This is a genomic window from Dendronalium sp. ChiSLP03b (assembly GCF_034531165.2).
GTDB lineage: Bacteria > Cyanobacteriota > Cyanobacteriia > Cyanobacteriales > Nostocaceae > Dendronalium > Dendronalium minutum.
This window is the reverse complement of the sequence record NZ_JAVRBR020000149.1, coordinates 58,258-80,053: the sequence shown is the minus strand read 5'-3', so window position 1 is coordinate 80,053 and position 21,796 is coordinate 58,258. Positions and strand designations below refer to the sequence as shown.

Annotated in this window: 21 protein-coding genes; 10 read left to right on the top strand and 11 right to left on the bottom strand. The window is 41.4% G+C overall.

Annotated features, from left to right (window positions below; all coding sequences use genetic code 11):
* Positions 1-33: 33 nt before the first annotated feature.
* Positions 34-1,422, top strand: a complete 1,389-nt coding sequence (dnaA, locus tag RMY31_RS34775; RefSeq protein ID WP_322659337.1) for a chromosomal replication initiator protein DnaA — start codon at positions 34-36, stop codon at positions 1,420-1,422.
* Between the two features lie 302 nt (positions 1,423-1,724).
* On the opposite strand, the gene RMY31_RS34770 is transcribed toward dnaA, so the two are convergent.
* The 5 genes from RMY31_RS34770 to RMY31_RS34750 all read right to left on the bottom strand — a co-directional run bounded on the left by RMY31_RS34770 (position 1,725) and on the right by RMY31_RS34750 (position 6,875).
* Complete coding sequence (locus RMY31_RS34770) at positions 1,725-2,123, bottom strand: VanZ family protein (RefSeq protein WP_322659304.1); 399 nt, start codon at positions 2,121-2,123, stop codon at positions 1,725-1,727.
* A gap of 46 nt (positions 2,124-2,169) precedes the next feature.
* Positions 2,170-3,114, bottom strand: a complete 945-nt coding sequence (locus tag RMY31_RS34765; protein WP_322659301.1) for a GDP-L-fucose synthase family protein — start codon at positions 3,112-3,114, stop codon at positions 2,170-2,172.
* 23 nt (positions 3,115-3,137) lie between these two features.
* On the bottom strand, positions 3,138-4,217 hold the full coding sequence (gmd, locus tag RMY31_RS34760) for a GDP-mannose 4,6-dehydratase (RefSeq protein ID WP_322659299.1): 1,080 nt from the start codon (positions 4,215-4,217) through the stop codon (positions 3,138-3,140).
* A 644-nt stretch (positions 4,218-4,861) separates the two neighbouring features.
* A complete protein-coding gene (locus RMY31_RS34755) occupies positions 4,862-5,620 on the bottom strand; it encodes a sugar transferase (RefSeq protein ID WP_322659335.1) in 759 nt (252 codons plus the stop codon).
* Positions 5,621-5,714: 94 nt separating this feature from the next.
* Positions 5,715-6,875, bottom strand: a complete 1,161-nt coding sequence (locus RMY31_RS34750; RefSeq protein ID WP_322659297.1) for a glycosyltransferase — start codon at positions 6,873-6,875, stop codon at positions 5,715-5,717.
* A gap of 251 nt (positions 6,876-7,126) precedes the next feature.
* Here RMY31_RS34750 and RMY31_RS34745 point away from each other — a divergent pair, with 251 nt between their 5' ends.
* On the top strand, positions 7,127-8,077 hold the full coding sequence (locus tag RMY31_RS34745; protein ID WP_322659295.1) for an NAD-dependent epimerase/dehydratase family protein: 951 nt from the start codon (positions 7,127-7,129) through the stop codon (positions 8,075-8,077).
* A gap of 174 nt (positions 8,078-8,251) precedes the next feature.
* On the opposite strand, the gene RMY31_RS34740 is transcribed toward RMY31_RS34745, so the two are convergent.
* Entirely contained in the window at positions 8,252-8,977 is a 726-nt protein-coding gene (locus RMY31_RS34740; RefSeq protein ID WP_322659293.1) for a Uma2 family endonuclease, read from the bottom strand.
* Between the two features lie 160 nt (positions 8,978-9,137).
* Here RMY31_RS34740 and rfbB point away from each other — a divergent pair, with 160 nt between their 5' ends.
* The 4 genes from rfbB (at position 9,138) to rfbD (ending at position 12,686) form a co-directional block, all read left to right on the top strand.
* Positions 9,138-10,208 (top strand): dTDP-glucose 4,6-dehydratase, encoded by a 1,071-nt coding sequence (gene rfbB, locus RMY31_RS34735; RefSeq protein ID WP_322659291.1) that lies wholly within the window; start codon positions 9,138-9,140, stop codon positions 10,206-10,208.
* A gap of 41 nt (positions 10,209-10,249) precedes the next feature.
* The gene (gene rfbA / locus RMY31_RS34730; protein WP_322659289.1) at positions 10,250-11,167 is read left to right on the top strand and encodes a glucose-1-phosphate thymidylyltransferase RfbA; all 918 of its coding nucleotides are present in this window, start codon (positions 10,250-10,252) and stop codon (positions 11,165-11,167) included.
* Positions 11,168-11,259: 92 nt separating this feature from the next.
* Positions 11,260-11,805, top strand: coding sequence for a dTDP-4-dehydrorhamnose 3,5-epimerase (gene rfbC, locus RMY31_RS34725; protein ID WP_322659287.1), 546 nt, complete (start codon positions 11,260-11,262; stop codon positions 11,803-11,805).
* The gene (gene rfbD / locus RMY31_RS34720; protein ID WP_322659286.1) at positions 11,802-12,686 is read left to right on the top strand and encodes a dTDP-4-dehydrorhamnose reductase; all 885 of its coding nucleotides are present in this window, start codon (positions 11,802-11,804) and stop codon (positions 12,684-12,686) included. The genes rfbC and rfbD overlap by 4 nt, the downstream gene beginning before the upstream one ends.
* 92 nt (positions 12,687-12,778) lie before the next feature.
* Here rfbD and RMY31_RS34715 read toward each other — a convergent pair whose 3' ends face one another.
* Positions 12,779-13,786, bottom strand: coding sequence for a formylglycine-generating enzyme family protein (locus RMY31_RS34715; RefSeq protein ID WP_322659285.1), 1,008 nt, complete (start codon positions 13,784-13,786; stop codon positions 12,779-12,781).
* 76 nt (positions 13,787-13,862) lie between these two features.
* Positions 13,863-15,269 (bottom strand): sulfatase, encoded by a 1,407-nt coding sequence (locus RMY31_RS34710; RefSeq protein WP_322659284.1) that lies wholly within the window; start codon positions 15,267-15,269, stop codon positions 13,863-13,865.
* Positions 15,270-15,736: 467 nt separating this feature from the next.
* Here RMY31_RS34710 and RMY31_RS34705 point away from each other — a divergent pair, with 467 nt between their 5' ends.
* Positions 15,737-16,309: a Uma2 family endonuclease gene (locus tag RMY31_RS34705; protein ID WP_322659283.1), complete on the top strand. Its 573-nt coding sequence runs from the start codon at positions 15,737-15,739 to the stop codon at positions 16,307-16,309.
* A gap of 78 nt (positions 16,310-16,387) precedes the next feature.
* Here RMY31_RS34705 and RMY31_RS34700 read toward each other — a convergent pair whose 3' ends face one another.
* The 3 genes from RMY31_RS34700 to pgsA form a co-directional block, all read right to left on the bottom strand.
* Positions 16,388-16,612, bottom strand: a complete 225-nt coding sequence (locus RMY31_RS34700; RefSeq protein ID WP_322659282.1) for a type II toxin-antitoxin system HicB family antitoxin — start codon at positions 16,610-16,612, stop codon at positions 16,388-16,390.
* Entirely contained in the window at positions 16,609-16,839 is a 231-nt protein-coding gene (locus RMY31_RS34695) for a type II toxin-antitoxin system HicA family toxin (protein ID WP_322659281.1), read from the bottom strand. Before RMY31_RS34695 ends, RMY31_RS34700 begins: the two co-directional genes overlap by 4 nt.
* 88 nt (positions 16,840-16,927) lie before the next feature.
* Positions 16,928-17,446, bottom strand: a complete 519-nt coding sequence (pgsA, locus tag RMY31_RS34690; protein WP_322659333.1) for a CDP-diacylglycerol--glycerol-3-phosphate 3-phosphatidyltransferase — start codon at positions 17,444-17,446, stop codon at positions 16,928-16,930.
* 163 nt (positions 17,447-17,609) lie between these two features.
* Here pgsA and RMY31_RS34685 point away from each other — a divergent pair, with 163 nt between their 5' ends.
* The 3 genes from RMY31_RS34685 to RMY31_RS34675 all read left to right on the top strand — a co-directional run bounded on the left by RMY31_RS34685 (position 17,610) and on the right by RMY31_RS34675 (position 21,374).
* The gene (locus RMY31_RS34685; protein ID WP_322659280.1) at positions 17,610-19,046 is read left to right on the top strand and encodes an aspartate ammonia-lyase; all 1,437 of its coding nucleotides are present in this window, start codon (positions 17,610-17,612) and stop codon (positions 19,044-19,046) included.
* 102 nt (positions 19,047-19,148) lie between these two features.
* Positions 19,149-20,117 carry a DUF362 domain-containing protein gene (locus RMY31_RS34680; RefSeq protein WP_322659279.1) on the top strand — a complete coding sequence of 323 codons (969 nt, stop codon included), beginning with the start codon at positions 19,149-19,151 and terminating at the stop codon, positions 20,115-20,117.
* A 1,071-nt stretch (positions 20,118-21,188) separates the two neighbouring features.
* The gene (locus RMY31_RS34675) at positions 21,189-21,374 is read left to right on the top strand and encodes a hypothetical protein (RefSeq protein WP_322659278.1); all 186 of its coding nucleotides are present in this window, start codon (positions 21,189-21,191) and stop codon (positions 21,372-21,374) included.
* The last annotated feature ends 422 nt before the right edge of the window (positions 21,375-21,796 follow it).

Genomic DNA, 21,796 nt, shown 5'->3' with positions numbered 1-21,796 from the left:
TATTGTGACGATTAGCAGCAAAGGTGGTAAATGATGGCAACTCCCATTGACAGTCTTTGGAGTCAGGTGCTAGAGCGCTTACAACTAGAATTATCTCGCCCCACCTTTGAAACTTGGATTAAAACTGCTAGTGCGGAGCGGTTAGAAAACAATTGCTTGGTAATAATTACTCCTAATCCTTTTGCTCGTAATTGGTTACAAAAATATTACATCAACACCATTGCTCATGTAGTAGAAGATATCCTAGGTCACCCCGTAGAAATTTATATTACCGTTGCTCAAGGTGATGAAGTTACTCATCTGGGTGATAGAGAAGTTTCTTGGGAATCTCCAAACCAAAGCATTGTCTCTGAAAGTGTTCCTAGAAAACGACAGGCAACTACTGAATTAAACTCGAAATATGTATTTTCTCGCTTTGTAGTTGGAGCCAACAATCGTATGGCTCATGCAGCGTCTTTGGCTGTTGCTGAATCTCCAGGCAAGGAGTTTAACCCTTTATTTTTATGCGGTGGTGTCGGCTTGGGAAAAACTCACCTCATGCAGGCTATTGGTCATTATCGCTGGGAAATTTATCCCGATTCCAAAATATTTTATGTTTCTACAGAGCAATTTACTAACGATTTAATTACAGCAATTCGCAATGATAGTATGCAAAATTTCCGAGAGCATTACCGAGCTGCTGATGTGTTGCTAGTAGATGATATTCAGTTTATTGAGGGTAAGGAATACACTCAAGAAGAATTTTTTCATACTTTTAATACTTTACATGAAGCTGGCAAGCAAGTTGTAATTGCTTCTGACCGTCCTCCTAATCAAATCCCTAGTTTACAAGAACGTTTGTGTTCCCGGTTTTCTATGGGTTTGATTGCTGATATTCAAACTCCAGATTTAGAAACGAGGATGGCAATTCTCCAGAAAAAAGCTGAATACGAAAATATCCGCCTTCCCCGAGATGTGATTGAATATATTGCTTCTCACTTTACTTCTAATATTCGCGAATTAGAAGGAGCTTTAATTCGGGCAGTGGCCTATATTTCTATTTGGGGTTTACCCATGACGGTAGAAAATATTACACCAGTTTTAGAGACACCCAGCGAGAAAGTAGAAGCTACATCAGAGGCAATTTTAACGGTTATTGCTGATGCTTTTAATGTCTCAATTGAAGACCTCAAAAGTAACTCACGGCGACGAGAAATTAGCTGGGCACGTCAAATAGGTATGTATTTAATGCGCCAACACACCGATCTGAGTTTGCCGAGAATTGGTGAAGAGTTTGGAGGTAAAGATCATACAACGGTGATCTACAGTTATGAGAAAATTACTCAACTAAAGGAAAGCGATCGCAATTTAGCGCAAACCCTACGTCAACTGGGCGATCGCATCAACATGACTAGCCGCTCTCAAAAGTCATCTGGAAAATAATTTGTGGTTTTTCATAACTAGCAATAATAGGGTTATTTAACAGCTAAATGACGATATTAAGTAAAGTATAAAAACTGATTAAATTTAAATTCGTCTGTGGAAAAATCATGATTTTTTGTGGAAAACTTCATTAAGTATAATTACCCTGTGGAAAAAATAGAGGGGTTTTCCACAAGTTTTCCACAGATCGTAACCTGCTAAACTGTACTTTCAACAGACCTGTATTATGTTTTCCACAATTTCCACAATTTCTGTCATTACTAGAGACACGATTAATCGCGTCTGTACAGTAGTCAGTAGTTTTATCTTCCTCTGCTCTCCTGCTCCCCTGCTTTCTGACCTTGTCTTTCTGCTAACCATGTAAATAAGACAATACCGCAAAGGTCAGCGGCTAAGTCAACTAAATCAAAGCTCCGATAGGGTACAAAGAGTTGAATTATTTCATCAATTACGCAAAAAAATATCACAATTAATGGTGCAAGTGGCAGAGAAATATTTAAGAATTTAATTTTACGTTTATTTAAAGCTAGATGGCTCAAGTAAGCAGCGATTCCGAGTAAGAGAAAATGTAAAATTGTGTCGTAATACGGAAATTTTGATATTTCAGATGGTATAACTTTTAAATATGCTGCCAGAGAAATAGATATCAAAATTCCGAGGTAAACCCAAAATGTCAAAACCCAACGTTGATTAGATTTCATTTTGATAATTAAAAAGGAAGGGTGAGCATTGCCCACCCTACTAAGACTATGCAGCGTTTTTACGCCACCACTCAATCGTATTTTTTAGCCCTTCTTGGAAGCTCACCTGAGCAGTGAAATTAAAGGCTTGCTTGGCTCTTTCAGTATCCAAACACCTACGAGGTTGACCATTGGGCTTGTCAGTTTCCCAAACAATTTCACCATCAAACTCCATCAGTTCGCAGATGAGAGTAATTAAATCGCGGATGGAGATTTCATAACCCGTTCCCAAGTTAACTGGTTCGGATTCGTTGTAAAATTGAGTTCCCATCACAATCCCTCGCGCCGCATCTTCTGAATAAAGAAACTCGCGAGTAGGACTCCCATCACCCCAAACAGGAAGTTTCTTTTCTCCTTGAACTTGGGCTTCGTGAACTTTGCGAATTAACGCCGGTATTACATGGGAACTTCTGGGGTCAAAGTTATCTTCTGGACCATATAAATTTACTGGCAGTAGGTAAATGCCATTAAAGCCGTACTGCTGACGGTAGGATTGGAGTTGGACTAAAAGCGCTTTTTTTGCAACTCCGTAGGGAGCGTTAGTTTCCTCTGGATAGCCATTCCAAAGGTCATCTTCTTTGAATGGCACTGGGGTAAATTTAGGATAAGCGCAGATAGTACCGACACAGACGAATTTTTCTACTCCAGCTTGATGGGCAGCATGGATTAGCTGGGTTCCCATGATCAAGTTATCGTAGAATAATTCCGCCGGTTTTTCGCGGTTAAGACCGATACCACCGACGTGAGCTGCTAGGTGGATAATAATGTCTTGTTGATCGACTGCGCGTTGGCAATTTTCCCAAACACGCAGATCGTGGTCGCGCGATCGCGGTACTGTAATCTTTGCGCGATCGGCACCAGCCTTACTCAGTTGATCTATCACCTGACGACCCAGGAAACCCGACCCACCAGTGACGAGAATCCGTTTATTTCTTAGTTCTAAGGCGGTCATATTTTTCTCCTGTGCGGTGTAAATCAGAAGTGGAGAGCGCCCAGTTCTTGACGAATAGTAGCAATGTCGTGAGGAATGGACGAACCATTTCCATTGGGCGAAGTTTGACCCAATGCTTGTAAATCTGCTTCTACCATCAAAGCAACTAGTCCTTCAAAGGTTACTGAAGGTGTCCAGCCCAACTTCTGTTTTGCTTTGGTAGGATCGCCAATTAACAAGTCTACTTCCGCAGGGCGCAGATAGCGATCGTCAAACTCTATATAATCTTGCCAATTGAGATTCACGTAGCCAAATGCCAGTTCCAAAAATTCCCGCACTGAGTGGGTTTCGCCAGTAGCAATCACATAATCGTCTGGCTGGTCTTGCTGTAACATCAGCCACATTGCCCGAACATAATCCTTGGCGTAGCCCCAATCTCGTTTGGCATCAAGATTGCCCATGTAAATCTTTTTCTGCTTTCCTGCCACAATGCGAGCGACTGCCCTAGTAATTTTGCGGGTTACAAAGGTTTCACCACGGCGTGGTGATTCGTGGTTAAAAAGTATGCCATTGCAAGCAAATAAATTGTAAGACTCGCGGTAATTTACTGTTTGCCAATGGGCGTAGACTTTAGCACAAGCATAGGGACTGCGGGGATAAAACGGCGTTGTCTCGCTTTGGGGCACTGCCTGTACTAAACCATACATTTCTGAAGAACCAGCTTGGTAAAAACGCACCTCAATGCCAGTGCGCTGCTGGTAGTCGCGGATTGCTTCTAGTAATCGCAGCGTTCCCATTCCAACTGCATCGACCGTGTATTCTGGCGAATCAAAGCTTACTCTTACATGGGATTGAGCGCCGAGGTTGTAAATTTCTGTTGGTTGGACTTCTTCCAAAATGCGTCGCAGCGTTGTACCATCCGTCAGGTCACCGTAGTGAAGAAACAACCGCACTCCTTCTTTATGAGGATCTTCGTAAATGTGATCGATGCGGTCTGTATTGAAGGTAGAAGTCCGGCGAATAATGCCATGAACTTCATAACCCTGCTCTAGCAAAAACTCACTCAGGTATGAACCATCTTGACCGGTAATACCAGTAATCAACGCGCGCTTGTTTTGCGTCATGCTCAATTATCCCTTGTTGTCTTTGATGAAATATTTGCAGTTTAATTGATACAACCTAGCAGCTCATCGCTAAATTGCCTAATGGGAAACCTACGGGTCTTAATCGATTGATACAGAACTTTTCCGTAAACAAATATACTTAATAAAATGTAATTAAACAAGTCAACCCTAAATAGCTTAACTTGAGATGATTAAGGAATTTGGTATAAATTTTTTAATCTTAGTCAAAACTTCATACAGTCTTGGTTTTTGTTAAGACTGAATCAACTTAAAATCATATATATATTGTGAAAAACCAAAATCAAATTTTCAGAACAAGTCTGTATTGTTTCAACTGCTTGGTAGTAAATAGCGTTGATGTTCTGAGGTTGCTCTCAATTAAGTACTTACTGGAGAATGTGTCTCTAGTATGAGAAGGCTAAAATATAAAAGCTAAAGGATGAAGTAAAGAACATTTACATAGCAGCAACTTCTTGCCCATTTTAAATGGTCTGCAAACTTATGCCGCGTTGTACTAGTGCATTTTGACAAAAATAATTGGCTCTCTGACAATCGGTCGAAAGCTACAGGCATAAAGTATTTTCACTTCCAAGGAAGCAGTACAGGGGGCAGTTTATGCCCCGTAGATAATAGTTAAGTTTTTTTCAGTACGCTCCGTTATTTTTGGGGATAATAACCACATCAATCGTTTTCAACATTATCCATAAATCGAGCCAAAAATTCCTAAATTTGACATAATGCAGGTCTATTTGGACTCGCCGAGGATAGGGAATGTCGTTACGCCCAGAAACTTGCCATAATCCAGTGATACCTGGTCGAATTGTTAATATCTGATCGATGTGATCGCCATACTTTGGTAGTTCTTCCGCTACTAAAGGTCGCGGGCCAACAACACTCATGTCCCCTTTTAAAACGTTCCAGAACTGGGGAAATTCGTCCAAGCTAGTAATTCGCAAAAATCGACCAATTTTTGTAATGCGGGGGTCTTGTTTAAGCTTGAAACTATTCTCAAATTCTTGCCGCAATTGGGGCGATGTTTCCATCATTTGCACTAGGACTTCGTCCGCATTGCTCACCATTGTTCGGAATTTAATACAGTTAAAGGGTTTGTAGTTTTTACCAACCCGTTCTTGAATATAAAAAATTGGGCCTTCTGAGCTTAAAGCAATCAGCAAGGCCAAGATTAAGTAGACGGGGAAGAACAAAATCAATACCAACAGCGAAAACGCTATATCGAACAGTCGTTTGGCAAACTCTCCGTTTAAACCCTGAAAAGACAAACTTTTGGGTTTGACCTTGGGCATCTTTGTTTTTTGACCACGTTTTAAGTAAGTACGTGTAGACGCTCTAGCGTCTTGCCGTAGGCCTCGCTTGCCGGAGAGGAGTGAGCTCTGGGCAGTCATCATACTCCTTAATAATCCACACCACACATAGTCCCAATCTTAAAGCTAAAAGGAGGTGCTTCTGGGGGGAAATTGCCAAAAGCCTACAAAACAATTACAAAAATCCAGACCTTCCTGGGAGAGATGGTCTTTTTTCTTTGCACTTATTTAAAAATTCTAGATAACGCTGTGCGAAGATTTGCGGTGAAAACTGAGCGGCGTGCGATCGCACATACTCAGGATTAAACAAATCTTGATACATTTCAAATTTTTCTACTGCTTCTACCAAAGCTGCTTCTGTTTGCATCTGGAAGAATAGGCCCGTGCCTGTATCCCCGCAAGAGCGTATGTCTCGCACTGTTTCTAAAGCACCTCCCGCACCATAGGCAATCACCGGAGTACCACAAGCTTGTGCCTCCACTAAGGCAATGCCAAAATCTTCACAAGCTGCATACACAAATGCCTTAGCTCTAGCCATATATTTTTTTACCACATCATCGGGCTGCCATCCCAGTATTTGGATGTTAGAGTTGGCTATCTCGCGAATTTTTTTCATTTCGGAACCTGTACCAATGATCGCTAATGGTCGTTGCAATTGATTAAAAGCTTTGACAATTAAAGATACTTGTTTATAACTCTCTAACCTGGAAACTGTCAGGTAAAAATCCTCCTTCTGAGGAAAAAAAGGGAAAGCTTCGATATTCACAGGCGGATAAATCACTGTAGCTTCACGCCGATAGCAGCGCCAAATGCGGCGAGCTATATGCTGTGAATTGGCAATAAAGTAATCAACACGATTTGCACTGAGGACATCCCAATGACGCAAACGATGCAATAAATACCGCGTTACCCAGCCAGCTGCACCACTTCCCATTTTGTTGTGGCTCAGATAATCAAAAGTCAAGTCCCAGGCATATCGCATAGGGCTATGGCAGTAGCAAATATGCAACTGATCGGGACTAGTCAAGATTCCTTTGGCGACAGCATGGGATGAAGACAGAATTACGTCATATTGTCGCAAATCAAGTTGTTCAATCGCCAACGGCCAAAGAGGCAAATACTGTTGCACACCGTTACGGGCAAAGGGAAAGTGTTGGAGAAATGTCGTACCAACCTGACGTTTGTACAAATAACTTTCGGGATTACTGGATTCAAAGTCAATGAGGGCATATAAATCAGCATCAACGTGATTCAGAATTTCCCGTACAACTAGTTCTGAACCGCCGGTGGCTTTCGGTGTCAGCCACTCATGAACCAGAGCGTATTTCAAGGGCACAGCTAACTTTAAAAAATAGAAAAAACGTAAGGCAAATTTGAGGTTAACTGAAAAGTTTCCCTTTGCGATCGACGAACGGGAAGCGCCCCAGGTTTAATCCAAGACGTAATTCTTGCCCAAGAGGTTCCAGAGAGATGCTGCAACCTGATAACCTCAAATTGGGTACTGGGGGTTAAGGATTGGGAAGAGTACATCTTTACCCAGTCCCCAATCTTTAGTTCCTAAGTATTTGACATAAGAAGTGGGAATTTATGCGAATTTTAATTATGGGTGGTACTAGGTTCATTGGTGTCTACCTGACTCAACTGCTAGTGGAACAAGGACATGATTTGGTATTGTTCAATCGTGGTAATCGTCCCGCACCTTCTTTGCAGGGAGTAAAACAAATTATAGGCGATCGCACTGATGCCACTCAGCTAAGAGAAAAATTATCACAAGAAAATTTTGATGCAATTTTTGACAACAATGGACGGGAACTTACAGATACTCAACCACTAGCAGAAATATTTAAAGACCGAGTGCAGCATTTTGTCTACATGAGTTCTGCGGGGGTGTATCTTAAATCTGACCAACTGCCTCATGTAGAAGGCGATGAGGTAGATCCCAAAAGTCGCCACCGAGGTAAGCATGAAACAGAAGCTTTCTTAACTCAGCAGGGATTGCCTTTTACTTCTATTCGTCCAACTTACATTTACGGGCCGCGCAACTATAACGACTTGGAAAGCTGGTTTTTCGATCGCATTGTACGCGATCGTCCGATTCCTATTCCTGGTTATGGATCGCACATCACTCAGCTAGGTCATGTTAAAGACTTGGCAAGGGCTATGACTCAGGTTTTAGGCAATCAGCAGGCGGTAGGACAGATTTATAATATTTCAGGCGATCGCTTCATCACTTTTGATGGTTTAGCCCGTGCTTGTGCTGTTGCTGCTGGCAAATCACCCGACGCGGTCAAAATTGTGCATTACGACCCGAAAAAATTTGATTTTGGCAAACGCAAAGCTTTTCCATTGCGGATGCAGCATTTCTTTGCATCTGTAAATAAAGCAACAACAGAATTGAACTGGCAGCCAGAATATGATTTGATTTCTGGGCTGACTGATGCTTTTGAAAATGATTATCTGGCAAGTGGACGGGATAAAGCTGAGGTAGATTTCTCTGTAGATGATGAAATTTCCCAATATTCGTCTATTTTCAGATAAATTTATGCATTTTTAGCATCAAACAAAGGTGAGGTAGCGCTTTGCTTTTTCACCCTTTTTTGAAAGGACGATAATCAAAAGCACGACATTGTGGTTTAAATAAATCAAAACTGCTGTAATTAGAGCTTTGTACCAAGTCAAACAAGGGTGTTTTTGCCGCTAGCGGATGCATTTTTATAACTGATTTGGGTCAAAGCCCAATTCTTGCAGTTTTGCCGCTAATTTCTCAGCCCGTTGGCTTTCTTGTTCTACGAGAGTGGGAAGCCAATTTCCATTTGCGTCGTACCAGCGCAACCACAACCGCTCAATGCCCTGATAGCAACCTTGCCAAAGTCCTAACCCTAATTTTAGACTCGGCATCCAGACTCGTGATGTATTCAGGTTGAAATCGCTATAGCGGTCTGCAACTAATTGAAATGCTTGAAGTTTGTCGGTGTAGCGATCGAAGACAATGTAGTAAGGAACTCGTAAAATTCGCTCATAAACTTCCCACTTCGTTGGCGGTTGGTTAATCTCCCGAATAGTTTGTCCTAAGTCTTCTTTTTCTGTACCAGGAGATAGCAACTCTACTACAACAAAGGGAGCAACTCCTTCTTGCCAAATGACATAACTCAGACGCAAGTCTCGTTGTTCGTAGAGACGAGATACTCCCACAGCCGCAAACCAATCTGGGCGTTTGTACCACAGGGTATGCTGTGGGTCATAGTAGAGATTTAAGTCACTAGCAACAAATATTTGGTCTGCTGGATAGTCGGGTGGAGAGAAAGTTTCCCGCAATAGTTGGGGTTGAAAAGCGTGAAATTCGTCAGGCAAACCAGGTTCCTCAGGGTCTTCACTAGGAAGATCGTACATGGTAGGTAGGGCTTCTTTCGCAGGACGAGGAGGATCTGTTTGATACATAAGCTAAATCCTAATGGAGTATTTTTAAGTTAGCGGATTAAGGCAAAGTTTTAGTGAAGTCAAAAGTCTTAAGAAAAACCTTTTCTTTTCAGATTTTAGTAATTAACAACTAATATCGATTAATAAATAATTATAAATCAACTATTATTTTTGAGGGATTATGCCAACAGTATTAGTCACTGGGGGGGCAGGATTTATCGGAGCTAATTTTATTCTTTTAGCTAGAGATAAACAATGGTTTAATGTAGTGAACTTAGACAAGCTGACTTATGCCAGTAACCTAGACAATTTAGCTCAGTTACAAAACGACCTCAGCTATCATTTTGCACGAGGAGATATTGGCAATCTCGAATTAGTCAACTACCTATTAGAACAGTATCAGCCAGATGCAATTATCAATTTTGCTGCGGAAAGTCATGTTGACCGTTCCATATTGAGTCCGCAAGACTTTATCCAGACTAATGTAGTGGGAACATTTCAGCTACTAGAAGCAAGTAGGCTTTACTGGCAAAAACTCTCATCACAACGACAACAGGAATTTCGCTTTTTGCATGTGTCCACTGATGAAGTATACGGCTCGCTCAATCCAAAAGATCCAGCTTTCCGAGAAGATACAGCCTATGCACCAAATAGTCCTTATGCAGCATCGAAAGCAGCATCCGACCATTTTGTGCGAGCCTACTATCATACTTATGGATTGCCTACTTTAACAACCAATTGTTCTAACAACTACGGGCCGCGCCAGTTTCCAGAGAAATTAATTCCTTTGACTATTCTTAATGCTTTAGATGGTAAACCTTTACCTATATATGGAGATGGACAAAATATCCGGGATTGGCTTTATGTAATCGACCACTGTGAGGCTATTAATCTAGTTCTACAACAGGGCAAAATTGGTGAAACTTATAATATTGGTGGACTCAACGAACAAGCTAACTTGAATGTTGTAGAAAAAATTTGTGCCATCCTAGATGAGTTAGTTCCTAAATCTGATTTCAGCTACTCTTCTTTGATTACTTTTGTTAAAGACCGTCCCGGTCATGACCGAAGATATGCTATTGACTGTAGTAAAATCAGCCGTGATTTGGGTTGGCAACCTCAAGAAAATTTTGATAGTGGTTTACTCAAAACAATTCAGTGGTATCTCAGTAACTCGGATTGGGTAAATCAAGTGCGATCGGGAGCTTACCAAAACTGGTTAAAACAAAACTATGATAACCGAAAAAATTGAAAATAAATTAATAGTAAACGGAGCTTTGAAAGGAGTGAAATATGAAAGGTATTATTTTAGCTGGTGGCTCTGGAACACGTCTTTACCCACTAACCAATGTTATTAGTAAACAACTGATGCCTGTTTACGATAAGCCAATGATTTATTATCCATTGTCTGTATTAATGCTAGCAGGTATTCGGGAAATTTTAGTAATTTCTACGTCTAGCGATCTGCCACTCTTTGAAAGACTTTTAAAAGATGGTAGTCAGTGGGGTTTAAAGTTTAGTTATATTGAGCAACCGCAGCCAGAAGGTTTAGCTCAAGCTTTTATCTTGGGCAAAGATTTTATTGCTGATGAGCCAGTATGCTTAATTTTGGGTGATAACATCTTTTATGGACATGGTTTGACAGAAGTACTGGAACGGGCTGCGACACTGACTGAAGGCGGATTAATATTTGGTTATCAGGTAAAAAATCCTCAACGATATGGAGTAATTGAATTTGACAAAAGTGGACGGGTAATTAGTATAGAAGAAAAACCCTCAATTCCTAAATCTAAATATGTTGTTCCGGGAATATATTTTTATGATTCGCAAGTAGTAGAGATAGCTTCTAGTCTCAAACCTTCAGCTCGCAATGAACTAGAAATTACTGATTTGAATCTAGCGTATTTAAACCGAGGGCAGCTGCGAGTAGAACTGTTGGGGCGAGGATATGCTTGGTTAGATACTGGTACTCATGAATCTTTGCATCAGGCAAGTAATTTTATTCAAACTTTAGAAGAACGTCAGGGTTTAAAGATAGCTTGTATTGAAGAAATTGCCTATAACCAAGGATATATTCAATCATTTCAATTGCGTCAGTTAGCTGAAACTATGGCTAAGAGTAGCTATGGTAGTTACCTGATGACAATATTAGATAGCGACCAAAACTATGAAACGTTTCTACAGAATAATGGAGCGATCGCTTTTAAATAATAATTTTTTAAATCAACAAGTTAAGCCTGTATCCAATTTAGGATAGACATCAAATTGTAACAAACAATATTACAGTTTCACATGGTGTTGTCATGAAGGTTATACAAATAGAAATTCCCGAAATACTATTGATTGAACCACAGATTTTTGGCGACCATCGCGGTTTTTTTTATGAAAGTTATAACGCCAAAGTCTTATTAGAAAAGACCGGGATTAACGAGCATTTTGTCCAAGATAATCATTCCCGTTCTGCTAGAAATGTGTTACGCGGCTTGCACTATCAAATTCAGCAACCTCAAGCAAAACTAGTCAGAGTAGTAGTAGGTGCAGTATTTGATGTAGCTGTGGATCTGCGAAAAAGTTCCAAGACTTTTGGACAATGGGTGGGTACACACCTGAGTTCTGAAAATAAACAACAGCTTTGGATACCAGCAGGTTTTGCTCACGGTTTTTTAGTGCTTTCGGAGTACGCTGAAGTTCTATACAAAACTACAAGTTATTACGCACCGCAGCACGAACGCACTATTTTGTGGAACGATCCAGATTTAGCGATCGCCTGGCCAATTCAAACTGAACCAATCCTCTCTGCTAAAGATAAAGTTGCCAAGCTACTACGAGATGCAGAGGTGTTTGCATGAAAATTCTGCTGACAGGTGTAACTGGACAGGTGGGTTGGGAATTGCAACGCACTCTGATGACTTTGGGTGAGGTGATTCCTGTCAGTCGCAAGCAGATAGATTTAACTCAACCAGATAGCATTCGCCACATTATCCAGGAAATCAAACCCGATTTGATAGTTAATCCAGCTGCTTACACAGCGGTAGATAAGGCAGAGTCAGAACCAGAATTAGCAATGGCGATTAATGGTATTGCCCCAGGTGTCATAGCCGAAGAAGCAAAGCGGCTGGGTACAGCCATAATTCACTATTCCACCGATTATGTATTTGATGGTACAAATACAACTCCCTACACTGAGTTAGATAAACCTAACCCACAAAATATCTACGGTAAAACAAAATTAGCAGGTGAAGAAGCGATCGCTTCTGTAGGAGTACCACATTTAATTTTACGTACCAGTTGGGTGTATGGGTTGCGAGGTAAAAACTTTTTACTAACTATGCAAAAACTGGCTCAAGAACGAGAAGAAATTAAGGTTGTTAATGACCAGATTGGCGCACCTACTTGGAGTCGTGCGATCGCTGAAGCTACAGCCCAAATTTTATTTCAAGCTCAACAAGATGTATCTGGTTTTTTAGCTAGCAAAGGTGGACTTTATCACTTAACAGCCAGCGGACAAACTAGCTGGTATGGATTTGCCCAGGCAATCTTTCAATATAATCCCGAACACAATCAACGAAAGTTACAGAAATTAATAGCAATTAGCTCCAAAGGGTATCCGACAGCAGCCAGCAGACCAGCATATTCTTTATTAAATAATCAAAAATTATTCAATACTTTTGATTTACTTCTGCCAGAGTGGCAAAAAAGTTTAGAGTTAGTACTTGCTAGGAACAAATAAGCTGATGGTTCTGCGATATAGGAATCTGATATTTCTAAATTTCTCACTGTAAAAAGCGATTCCCAATATAAAATCTAAAATTCAAAATGGTATCAGGCGTTCACAACACAACGAAAACCAATATGACAAGTTGATGTATCAATCATTTCTGGGTGACGAGCAGCTGGTCGGTAACGACGGCAATAGTTAGCAGCACACAGAAAAGACCCCCCTTTAACAACTCGGCGGGGAATTTGAACTTCTGATGTTCTGGAGTCAATACTTTCCTCCCTACTGCATCCTCTAGGATTAACCAGAATGCAGCACGATTTTGGCTTGTCGGCAAGATGATAGTCTTGATACCAATCTGCCGTCCATTCCCAAACATTGCCGATCGTGTCATAAAGACCATAACCATTAGGCGGGTATAAAGCTACTGGGGTCGTACTTGGGCGATGAGTCTTGAGATTTTGCCAGGGAAACTCACCCAGCCAGAAATTTGCCATGATTTTGCCATCTGGCATCAGTTCATCTCCCCACGCGTAAGCTTTCCCTTCCATTTCACCACGGGCGGCAAATTCCCATTGAGCCTCAGTTGGTAAAGTTTTACCCGCCCAAACAGCGTAGGCTTCTACATCCTCAACAGTCACATGGACAACGGGATGATTTTCTTTTCCCTTTATAGAACTACCTGCTCCTTCTGGGTGTCGCCAGTTAGCACCAGGAACGTAAGCCCACCAATTAACTGAGTTGAGTTCAACTGGAAAATTTGGTTGCTGAAATACTAGAGAGCCAGGTACTAGTAATTCTGGTAGAGCGTCTGGATAATCTTTCGGCATTGGACAACGTTCGGCCATCGTAATGTAGCCAGTTTCCTTGACAAATCGCTGAAACTGGCGGTTCGTCACAGGGGATCGATCTATCCAGAAGCCATCTATCTTGACTTGATGAGATGGCCCTTCCTCTGGATAGTGGTGGTCTGACCCCATAATAAAAGTTCCACCTGGAATCCAAACCATTTCCTTGTGGGGCGGTCTGCCCGGATGACCTGTAAATTTAGACTTTTCCGATCTAGTAACTAATCTTTTTGTTGAGTTGTTCTTGGATAAGTGTGTCTTCATCCAACATTGCTCCGTTTACTTGTAGTGTTTAGAGGGGACAATTATGTTCCCTCTACGTCAATTCTGAAAATTAGTATCAAGCTGGGAATTGTGCTACTGGCAACACTTCAAATTGCCATCGATCGAACTGCCGTTGTAAGTGCCGGAAAATTTTCGGGTGACTTTCCTTGAGGTCGGTCTGTTCGCCTGGGTCACTTTCTAAATCGTATAGATATTGATTTAGACCTTGACTACTACCTTGTTGCAGATACTTCCAGTTACCCAAACGGACAGCACCTTGAATATTGATTCCCGAACGATAACGCCAGAATAATGGGCGTGAATCAAGGCGTTTCTCTCCAATCAGAGCCGGAAGTAAGTTCTCGCCATCCAATGGATATTTGGGGGCAGCTGGTATACGGGTAGCAGCCAGGATAGTTGCAGTCAGATCCATTGTGATTATTGGCTGGTCGTTGACTTGATTGGGTTTAACTTTTCCAGGCCAACGAATGATTGCGGGGACACGAATGCCTCCTTCGTTCAAGCTGCCTTTGCGATTCCGAAATGGCCCAAAGAAGGAGTACCGTTCGCCACCGTTATCGCTGACAAAAATCACTAAAGTGTTGTTAGCCTGTCCCGTCTCTTCCAATGCTCGCAAGACTTTACCAACTCCATCATCGAGGCTCTTAATCATGGCTGCATAGATTTCAGGCGAGCCTCCTGCTGTATAGTTACCGTTGCTATAGAGCGTTGTACTCAAGCTTTCATCGCCAGGCCCCTCCCACGGCCAGTGAGGAGCGTTGTAATGCAAGCTCAAGTAAAACGGTCGATTCCGGGGTTTTTTTATAAATGCGATCGCCTTTTCAGTAAACAGTTCAGTAGTATAGCCAGGGACACTAATTAACTGCTCGTCATTATAGAAATCAAGCACACCACTGCCATCTTTATGACTGAAATAATCGATTCCCCCACTAAAGTGACCAAAGAACTTGTCAAAACCACTTTTGTTAGGGCCGTAGTTGGGCAGATAACCAAGATGCCACTTGCCTACCAAGGCTGTTTCATAACCCCTAGCTTTGAGCAATGACGCGACTGTGGGATGTGAGGGAGGTAGTCCCACAGTGCTACCAACTTGACTGATGTTACCAAGTGGTTCTCGTAATCCTACTTCTAGACGAGCCGGATAGCGACCAGTCAGGAAGCCGACTCGTGTGGGCGTGCAAACTGTTTGCGCTGCATAGGCATTGGTAAATCGCGCTCCCTGTCTAGCAAGACGATCTAGGTTTGGTGTCTGGTAGTCGGGACGGCCATAAATACTCAAATCACCCCATCCTAAGTCATCCGCCAGGATAAAGAGAATGTTTGGGGTTTTATATGGAGCATACTTATTGCCTGCAACTGCTTGGGAAATCAAAGTTGAGCTACCAACAGTTGTCAGCGCACTAGCTGCCGCAGTTCCTAGAAACTTGCGACGATTCATCGATCCAACATTGAAATTTGTCATAAATTCGTCTTTCCATTAGCTATAAACACCACAAATGGGCATGGCAAAGCTAGGCTGAAGTGGGTTTGCTAAAACAGACTCATTCAACCGTGCAACAACAAACTATGAATTGGGGTAATACTTGCGAGGATGCTCAAATTGCACATCCCTGCGATCGGTGCTTCACCAAGTTTGATGATGACTGAACTAACTTTGCTGAACAGATAATAGATTGGAAAACAATCTACGGTAAGTCTTTAGAAATACAGTATTTAACTGAGTGAAATTAGTATTTCACATCTTTGTTTACAAGGACAAGGGGTTTTCAAAAAAATACAGTATTTTTATCGATTTATAGTATTTACCTTTTGCTCTTGAACGCAGAGGTAGGCAGGTGTTTTCTAGTCATTTACCACATCAGTATCTTCTTGTCAAGAAAGCAGTAAAATGATATAGTATCCATCGCTATTGCGGCTAGGTGTAGGGTTATGACTCTTTTGACATTAAATTTAGACACCGTTCATCTAAGTGACGAACAGTTCTATCAATTATGTCAAAATAACCGCGAGTTTCAGTTTGAACGAACGGCTAAGGGGGAGTTAATTATTATGCCACCCGTTGGAGGCGAAAGTGGTAATCGAGAAGCTGACTTAATCATCGATTTAGGAATTTGGAATCGCCAAACTGACCTTGGTTTTACTTTTAGTTCCTCCACTGTATTTAAGTTGCCTAATGGCGCAGATCGTTCTCCTGATGTAGCTTGGATTCAAAAGGAACGTTGGCAAGCACTCACCCCGGAACAAAGACGCAAATTTCCTCCTATCGCACCGGATTTTGTAATCGAATTAAGGTCAGCAACAGATGATTTGGAAATGCTGCGTGACAAAATGCGGGAATATATAGATGCAGGGGTGCAATTGGGATGGTTGATTAATCCCCAACAGCAGCAAGTGGAAATTTATCACCAAGGGCAAGATGTAGAAGTGCGAAACCTTCCCACAGAATTATCTGGTGAAAATCTATTGCCTGGATTTAGCTTGAGTTTATCGCCATACTTGTAGATATCAGAATTCTCTGATTTCGTTGAAGCGATCGCTAGTGTAAGAGTAAAGTTAGTTCTAACTGCTAATAATTAGAAATTACACAAACTGAAACGAAACATTGGCAGTCAAAGGTTCTGGCAATGGTTTTCCTTGCGCTTGGTAATCTTCAATCAAAAGCTCTAGTACTTCTTCACCATTCTTGAGAGCATCAGCGTAAGTATTTCCATGAGTATGTGCATAAGGGCCAAACTCAGGGAGGCTAACAATGTACTTGTTATCTTCTTTCGACCACTGAATTAGAATACTATATTGTGGTTTCATTCTTCTTCTCCTTTGCCTTCTTCTTGCTCCAGTTGTTTTAGTTCTATGAGTGCATTTCTAACAACTTTTTCCTGGTAAAAATCTGCATCTGCTCCGTCTTTGCCAGACAAAGTAAGGCCGTAAACTAACAAAGGATGGCTCCATACTGTGTGACTTCCTTTGCCACTTCTATAAGTGAATCCAGCTTTTAATAGCATTGCTTTTAGTTCACGAATTTTCTTAGGCACTGTTAGAAATTTCTTGCGTATCTACAGATATATTCCCATGACTATCTGGAAAAGTTTGGGTTATACACGAACGATACAGCAGATCCTCTCATTCAGCAGTACTAACTTTTGGTGGCAAAAGATAAATGCCTCCAGATATTAAAGTTAAGGCAACAGAAATCCAAAAAGCAATTAAAGATGGAGTTCGCCAAACTTCTGGTAAAGGTGCAATTAAAAGTGCGATCGCAATTATTTGACTAACAGTTTTGAGTTTGCCCCAAATATTTGCCCCAGTGATTTTAGTTTGATTTACCCGCCAACCTGCGATCGCTAATTCCCGCGCTAAAATCAAAAACACTCCCCAAGCTGGAACTTTGCCTAGTTCAATCAACACCATTAACGGTGCAAGTACTAAAAATTTATCTACCAAGGGGTCAAGAAACTTACCCAAATCACTAACTTGATTAAGTTTCCGTGCTAAATAGCCATCTAACCAATCAGTTAATGCAGCGACAAGAAAAATTGTCAAGCATATCCATCTAGCTTGCGATGTCGGGTTATACAAACCGTAAAGTAGAAATGGTACACCCAGAAGGCGAGAGAAAGTAATCCAGTTGGGTATGGTCATAGGTTTTAAGTAAAAGGACATGGGGTACAAGTAGACGCGGTGACGTAGTGACACGGGGACGCGGTGACATAGAATTTCTTCCTCATCTTCCCTATCATCCTCATCTCCCACTCTCTCCCCAAGCGTGGGATGATCTGTTTCTTGAGATTCCCCAAATAATTCTATGACTCAACAAGATAACTCCCAATTTCGTATCGAACGCGATTCCATGGGCGATCGCCAAATTTCTAGTAATGTTTATTACGGTATTCAAACCCTACGAGCAACAGAAAACTTTCCTATTAGCGGTCTTCAACCTTTACCTACTTACGTAGATGCTTGTTTAATCATTAAAAAAGCTACAGCAATTGTTAATGGCGGACTGAATTGTATTCCCCAAGATATTAGTCAGGCAATTGTACAAGCAACCGATGAAATACTCGCGGGGAAGTTCCGCGATCAATTTGTCGTCGATGTCTATCAAGCTGGTGCTGGGACTTCTCACCACATGAATGTCAACGAAGTGCTGGCAAATCGGGCTTTAGAAATTTTGGGTGAGGAAAAAGGTAACTACAAGCGCGTTAGTCCTAACGACCACGTTAACTATGGGCAGTCTACCAATGATGTGATTCCTACAGCAATCCGCATCGGTGGCTTATTGGCACTTTCAAAGACATTGCACCCAGCATTGGAAGGAGCGATCGCAGCTTTAGAAAACAAAGCTGGAGAATTTCAAGATATCGTCAGATCCGGCAGAACTCACATGCAAGATGCCGTACCCGTGCGTTTGGGTGAGAATTTTCGTGCTTGGGCGCAAATTTTGACAGAACACCAAAACCGGATTTACACTGCCTCTGGAGATTTGATGGTGCTGGGTTTAGGAGGTAGTGCGGCTGGTACTGGTTTGAATACTCATCCTTTGTATCGCGCCCGTGTAGTGGAAGTTCTCTCGCAATTGATTGAAACTCCCTTAGAACCCGCACCTCACTTAATGGCAGCAATGCAAAGTATGGCCCCGTTTGTGAATGTTTCTGGGGCTTTACGCAACTTAGCCCAGGATTTAGTCAAAATTTCCCACGACTTACGACTGATGGATTCAGGCCCAAAAACTGGGTTAAAGGAAATTCAATTGCCGCCAGTACAACCGGGTTCCTCGATTATGCCAGGGAAGTATAACCCCGTGATGGCAGAGATGACATCGATGGTGTGTTTTCAGGTGATGGGTTACGACAGTGCGATCGCTCTTGCTGCTCAAGGAGGACAATTAGAATTGAATGTCATGATGCCGCTGATTGCCTACAACTTGATTCACAGTATGGAAATTATCGGTAATACCATCGCTGCACTTACGCAACGTTGCATCCAGGGAATTACAGCCAACCAAGAACGTTGTTTAGCATACGCTGAAGGCAGTTTAGCTTTAGTAACTGCACTGAATACCCACATTGGTTATTTGAATGCAGCCAATGTTGCTAAAGAATCACTGGAAACTGGTAAATCTTTACGGCAGATTGTTTTAGAACGCGGACTGATGAGTGAGGCACAATTGGCTAGCGTGTTAAATCTAGAACAGATGAGTGGTATCTTACCCCTCATGGCAGAATCAAAAGACATGGATTAAAACAAAGTAGGAAAATAGATTACAGGTTACAGGGAATAGTTAATTTCTCTCTCTTTATTCCCTGTGTTCTGTCCTATCTTCACTACTTGTAACTTATTATCCATGCATCAAAAACCATCCGTCAGCTTAATCAGGGCTACTTCCTACGAACGAGAGGCTTTACGAGAATCTTTAGTCACACTGCTAGAACCTTTCGGGGGTATGGCTGCGTTTGTCAAAAAAGGCGATCGCGTTTTGCTCAAACCTAATTTACTCACAGGTTCGCGTCCTACCAAAGAGTGTACCACTCGCGTTGAATTGGTTTACGAAGTTGCCCAGATGGTAATTGAGGTTGGTGGTAAGCCATTTTTGGGAGATAGTCCAGCTTTTGGTAGTGCTAAAGGAGTTGCATTAGCAAATGGTTATCATCCTGTTTTACAAGAACTAAATCTCCCCATCAGTGAATTTCACGGTAAGCGTTACCAAATTGTTAACGAAAGTTTTAACCATCTGCTGTTATCTAAAGAGGTAATGGAAGCAGATGTAGTAATTAATTTGCCTAAAGTAAAATCTCATAGCCAGCTAACGTTAACTTTAGGAGTAAAAAACCTGTTTGGTTGCGTCCCTGGCAAGATGAAAGCTTGGTGGCACATGGAAGCTGGGAAAGATGCCAACCGATTCGGTGAAATGTTAGTAGAAACAGCCAGGGCGATTAATCCCAACTTAACTATCTTAGATGGCATCATTGGCCATGAAGGTAATGGGCCTAGTGGTGGCGAACCTCGTCCTTTAGGGATTTTGGCAGCAGCATCAGATGTATTTGCCTTAGATCGGGCGATGGTGGAAATTCTAAATGTGTCACCCCATCAAGTTCCCACCGTCGCAGCTTCCCAAAGACTGGGTGTTTGTCCCGAACTTGCTGCCATTGAGTTTCCTCAGTTATCTCCTGACTTATTAAAAATAGAAGATTGGCGATTACCAGACAAGTTAATGCCAATTGATTTTGCAATGCCCCGCGTGATTAAGTCTACGTTTAAACATCTTTACATTCGTTTTCTCAAAGAACCCATGAGTGCTTATGGTAAACGTTAAGACAGAAACTGGGGGTCCCTCTGGGCATTAGGGGCACTGGGGACTAGAAAAAAATTGTTTTCATTCCTAATTTCCAATTTCTAATCTTTAATTCCTAATATCTAACCCCCAATCTGTAATTGCTTTCTATTCAGGTTAGGGACGAGTGCAAACTCTGCTACAACAACTTCAAAATCAAAAGATTAAGCTGTAAGTACCCTCTGATTGCTTAACCATACCGCCCTACTCTAGTGGCGGTTTTTTGCTGAGTTAATTTGCAATCAAACTTTTGCTTTTGTCTTCTATGTTGACCATAAAGTTTCTTCTATTGCAATACAATTTTAGATAGAAAATTACAAATTAGATCTTGGTTTCATACAAGGTATGTCTGATGACCAACTTCTATATGTCTAGATTTATCATCAAAGCATTTATACTCTACCTATATATAGATTGACAAAAATAAAGTAATATCACTCAGATTTTACTATTTGTATTTGGCAGTATTTTTTTAGTGTGATTACGGAATAAGCACTGTCGAACGTGTCGCTCTATCTGTATTTATTCGGTCTAGATTTATAGTTCCGAAAATTATGACTACCGAGTTCTTATTGGTTTCCAATATCTTGAGCATAATTGCTATTACATCGTGAAAATGTACTGCTCTCTTTCAGTAACATTCCGGTATCTATCTAAGGTAGTGGAAACAAGCTAAACTGTTAAAACTAGCTTAACCAGCTTATTTGAAGATGTTATAATGCTAGCAGATCGACCTGATATAGGTTAACAATTAATCTGTACCAGATTGAAAAATGTAGTTTAAACAACATTTCTTTAACCTATGGTTAACCGAAAGATTCCATATTTCAGCAAGGAATCGTAACATATTACTCACTGAATCGAGTTAGAAATGTTTAACTGTAACTTTGTATCAAGATTATTATGTAGAAAATTACTACTATACCACTTGCCAAAGTGGTTCATATTCTTGGCTACAACACAGTTGACAGTCAAAAAATAGATAGAATATCATCAAGACTCTCATCTAGAGAGTAAACCTACAAGTCATCTGACAAATTTCAATAATTTTGTATGAATTCAAATAGCCAGTCTGCCAATGCCGAGACGTATTCCCATCGTTTGGCAGACATTGTGGGAACCGCGATCGCTCTACTAACTCTAACTCTACCCGTGTTCGTCATTGGACACTTTTCTTCAAACAACATTCCGAATAACCATCAACCCCTGACCTACACATTGCCAAAAGTTGAAAAGTAAACAATAGTTGCAAATAACATTTCACCAGTAGGCTAGCTCCAAAAAGGAGAAAAATGCTGAGGTAACACTCGTTTAGGTAGTTAATCAGGCATGACGTGAATCTATCTTGTTTTCCTCTTGATTCCGATTGGGCTGATTAGAAGCAGTGAAAATTTAAAGAACAAGCTTCCCGACTTTTCTAAAAAGTCGGGAAGCTTGTTTTTCAGATAAAAATCTATCAAATATTTAGTAAAAAGCCTTGTGAAGAAATAAGGAAAAGGGAAGTCAGGAGCCAAAAGCCGGGAGAAAGGACATTTTGAACGACAGTTGCTACAACGGAAAGAACCTCCCTACCCTACAGGAACGCTAAGAGCGAACGGGTGAGGCAGTTCCTCATGGGATCCCTCACCAACGCCGTGGCTCCGGAGGGAAACCCTCCCCGA

Bases quoted from the DNA above. Each gene is read 5' to 3' on its own strand.
- dnaA (WP_322659337.1), top strand. From the start codon at position 34: ATGGCAACTCCCATTGACAGTCTTTGGAGTCAGGTGCTAGAGCGCTTA.
- RMY31_RS34770 (WP_322659304.1), bottom strand. From the start codon at position 2,123: ATGAAATCTAATCAACGTTGGGTTTTGACATTTTGGGTTTACCTCGGA.
- RMY31_RS34765 (WP_322659301.1), bottom strand. From the start codon at position 3,114: ATGACCGCCTTAGAACTAAGAAATAAACGGATTCTCGTCACTGGTGGG.
- gmd (WP_322659299.1), bottom strand. From the start codon at position 4,217: ATGACGCAAAACAAGCGCGCGTTGATTACTGGTATTACCGGTCAAGAT.
- RMY31_RS34755 (WP_322659335.1), bottom strand. From the start codon at position 5,620: ATGACTGCCCAGAGCTCACTCCTCTCCGGCAAGCGAGGCCTACGGCAA.
- RMY31_RS34745 (WP_322659295.1), top strand. From the start codon at position 7,127: ATGCGAATTTTAATTATGGGTGGTACTAGGTTCATTGGTGTCTACCTG.
- RMY31_RS34740 (WP_322659293.1), bottom strand. From the start codon at position 8,977: ATGTATCAAACAGATCCTCCTCGTCCTGCGAAAGAAGCCCTACCTACC.
- rfbB (WP_322659291.1), top strand. From the start codon at position 9,138: ATGCCAACAGTATTAGTCACTGGGGGGGCAGGATTTATCGGAGCTAAT.
- rfbA (WP_322659289.1), top strand. From the start codon at position 10,250: ATGAAAGGTATTATTTTAGCTGGTGGCTCTGGAACACGTCTTTACCCA.
- rfbC (WP_322659287.1), top strand. From the start codon at position 11,260: ATGAAGGTTATACAAATAGAAATTCCCGAAATACTATTGATTGAACCA.
- rfbD (WP_322659286.1), top strand. From the start codon at position 11,802: ATGAAAATTCTGCTGACAGGTGTAACTGGACAGGTGGGTTGGGAATTG.
- RMY31_RS34715 (WP_322659285.1), bottom strand. From the start codon at position 13,786: ATGAAGACACACTTATCCAAGAACAACTCAACAAAAAGATTAGTTACT.
- RMY31_RS34710 (WP_322659284.1), bottom strand. From the start codon at position 15,269: ATGACAAATTTCAATGTTGGATCGATGAATCGTCGCAAGTTTCTAGGA.
- RMY31_RS34705 (WP_322659283.1), top strand. From the start codon at position 15,737: ATGACTCTTTTGACATTAAATTTAGACACCGTTCATCTAAGTGACGAA.
- RMY31_RS34700 (WP_322659282.1), bottom strand. From the start codon at position 16,612: ATGAAACCACAATATAGTATTCTAATTCAGTGGTCGAAAGAAGATAAC.
- pgsA (WP_322659333.1), bottom strand. From the start codon at position 17,446: ATGACCATACCCAACTGGATTACTTTCTCTCGCCTTCTGGGTGTACCA.
- RMY31_RS34685 (WP_322659280.1), top strand. From the start codon at position 17,610: ATGACTCAACAAGATAACTCCCAATTTCGTATCGAACGCGATTCCATG.
- RMY31_RS34680 (WP_322659279.1), top strand. From the start codon at position 19,149: ATGCATCAAAAACCATCCGTCAGCTTAATCAGGGCTACTTCCTACGAA.
- RMY31_RS34675 (WP_322659278.1), top strand. From the start codon at position 21,189: ATGAATTCAAATAGCCAGTCTGCCAATGCCGAGACGTATTCCCATCGT.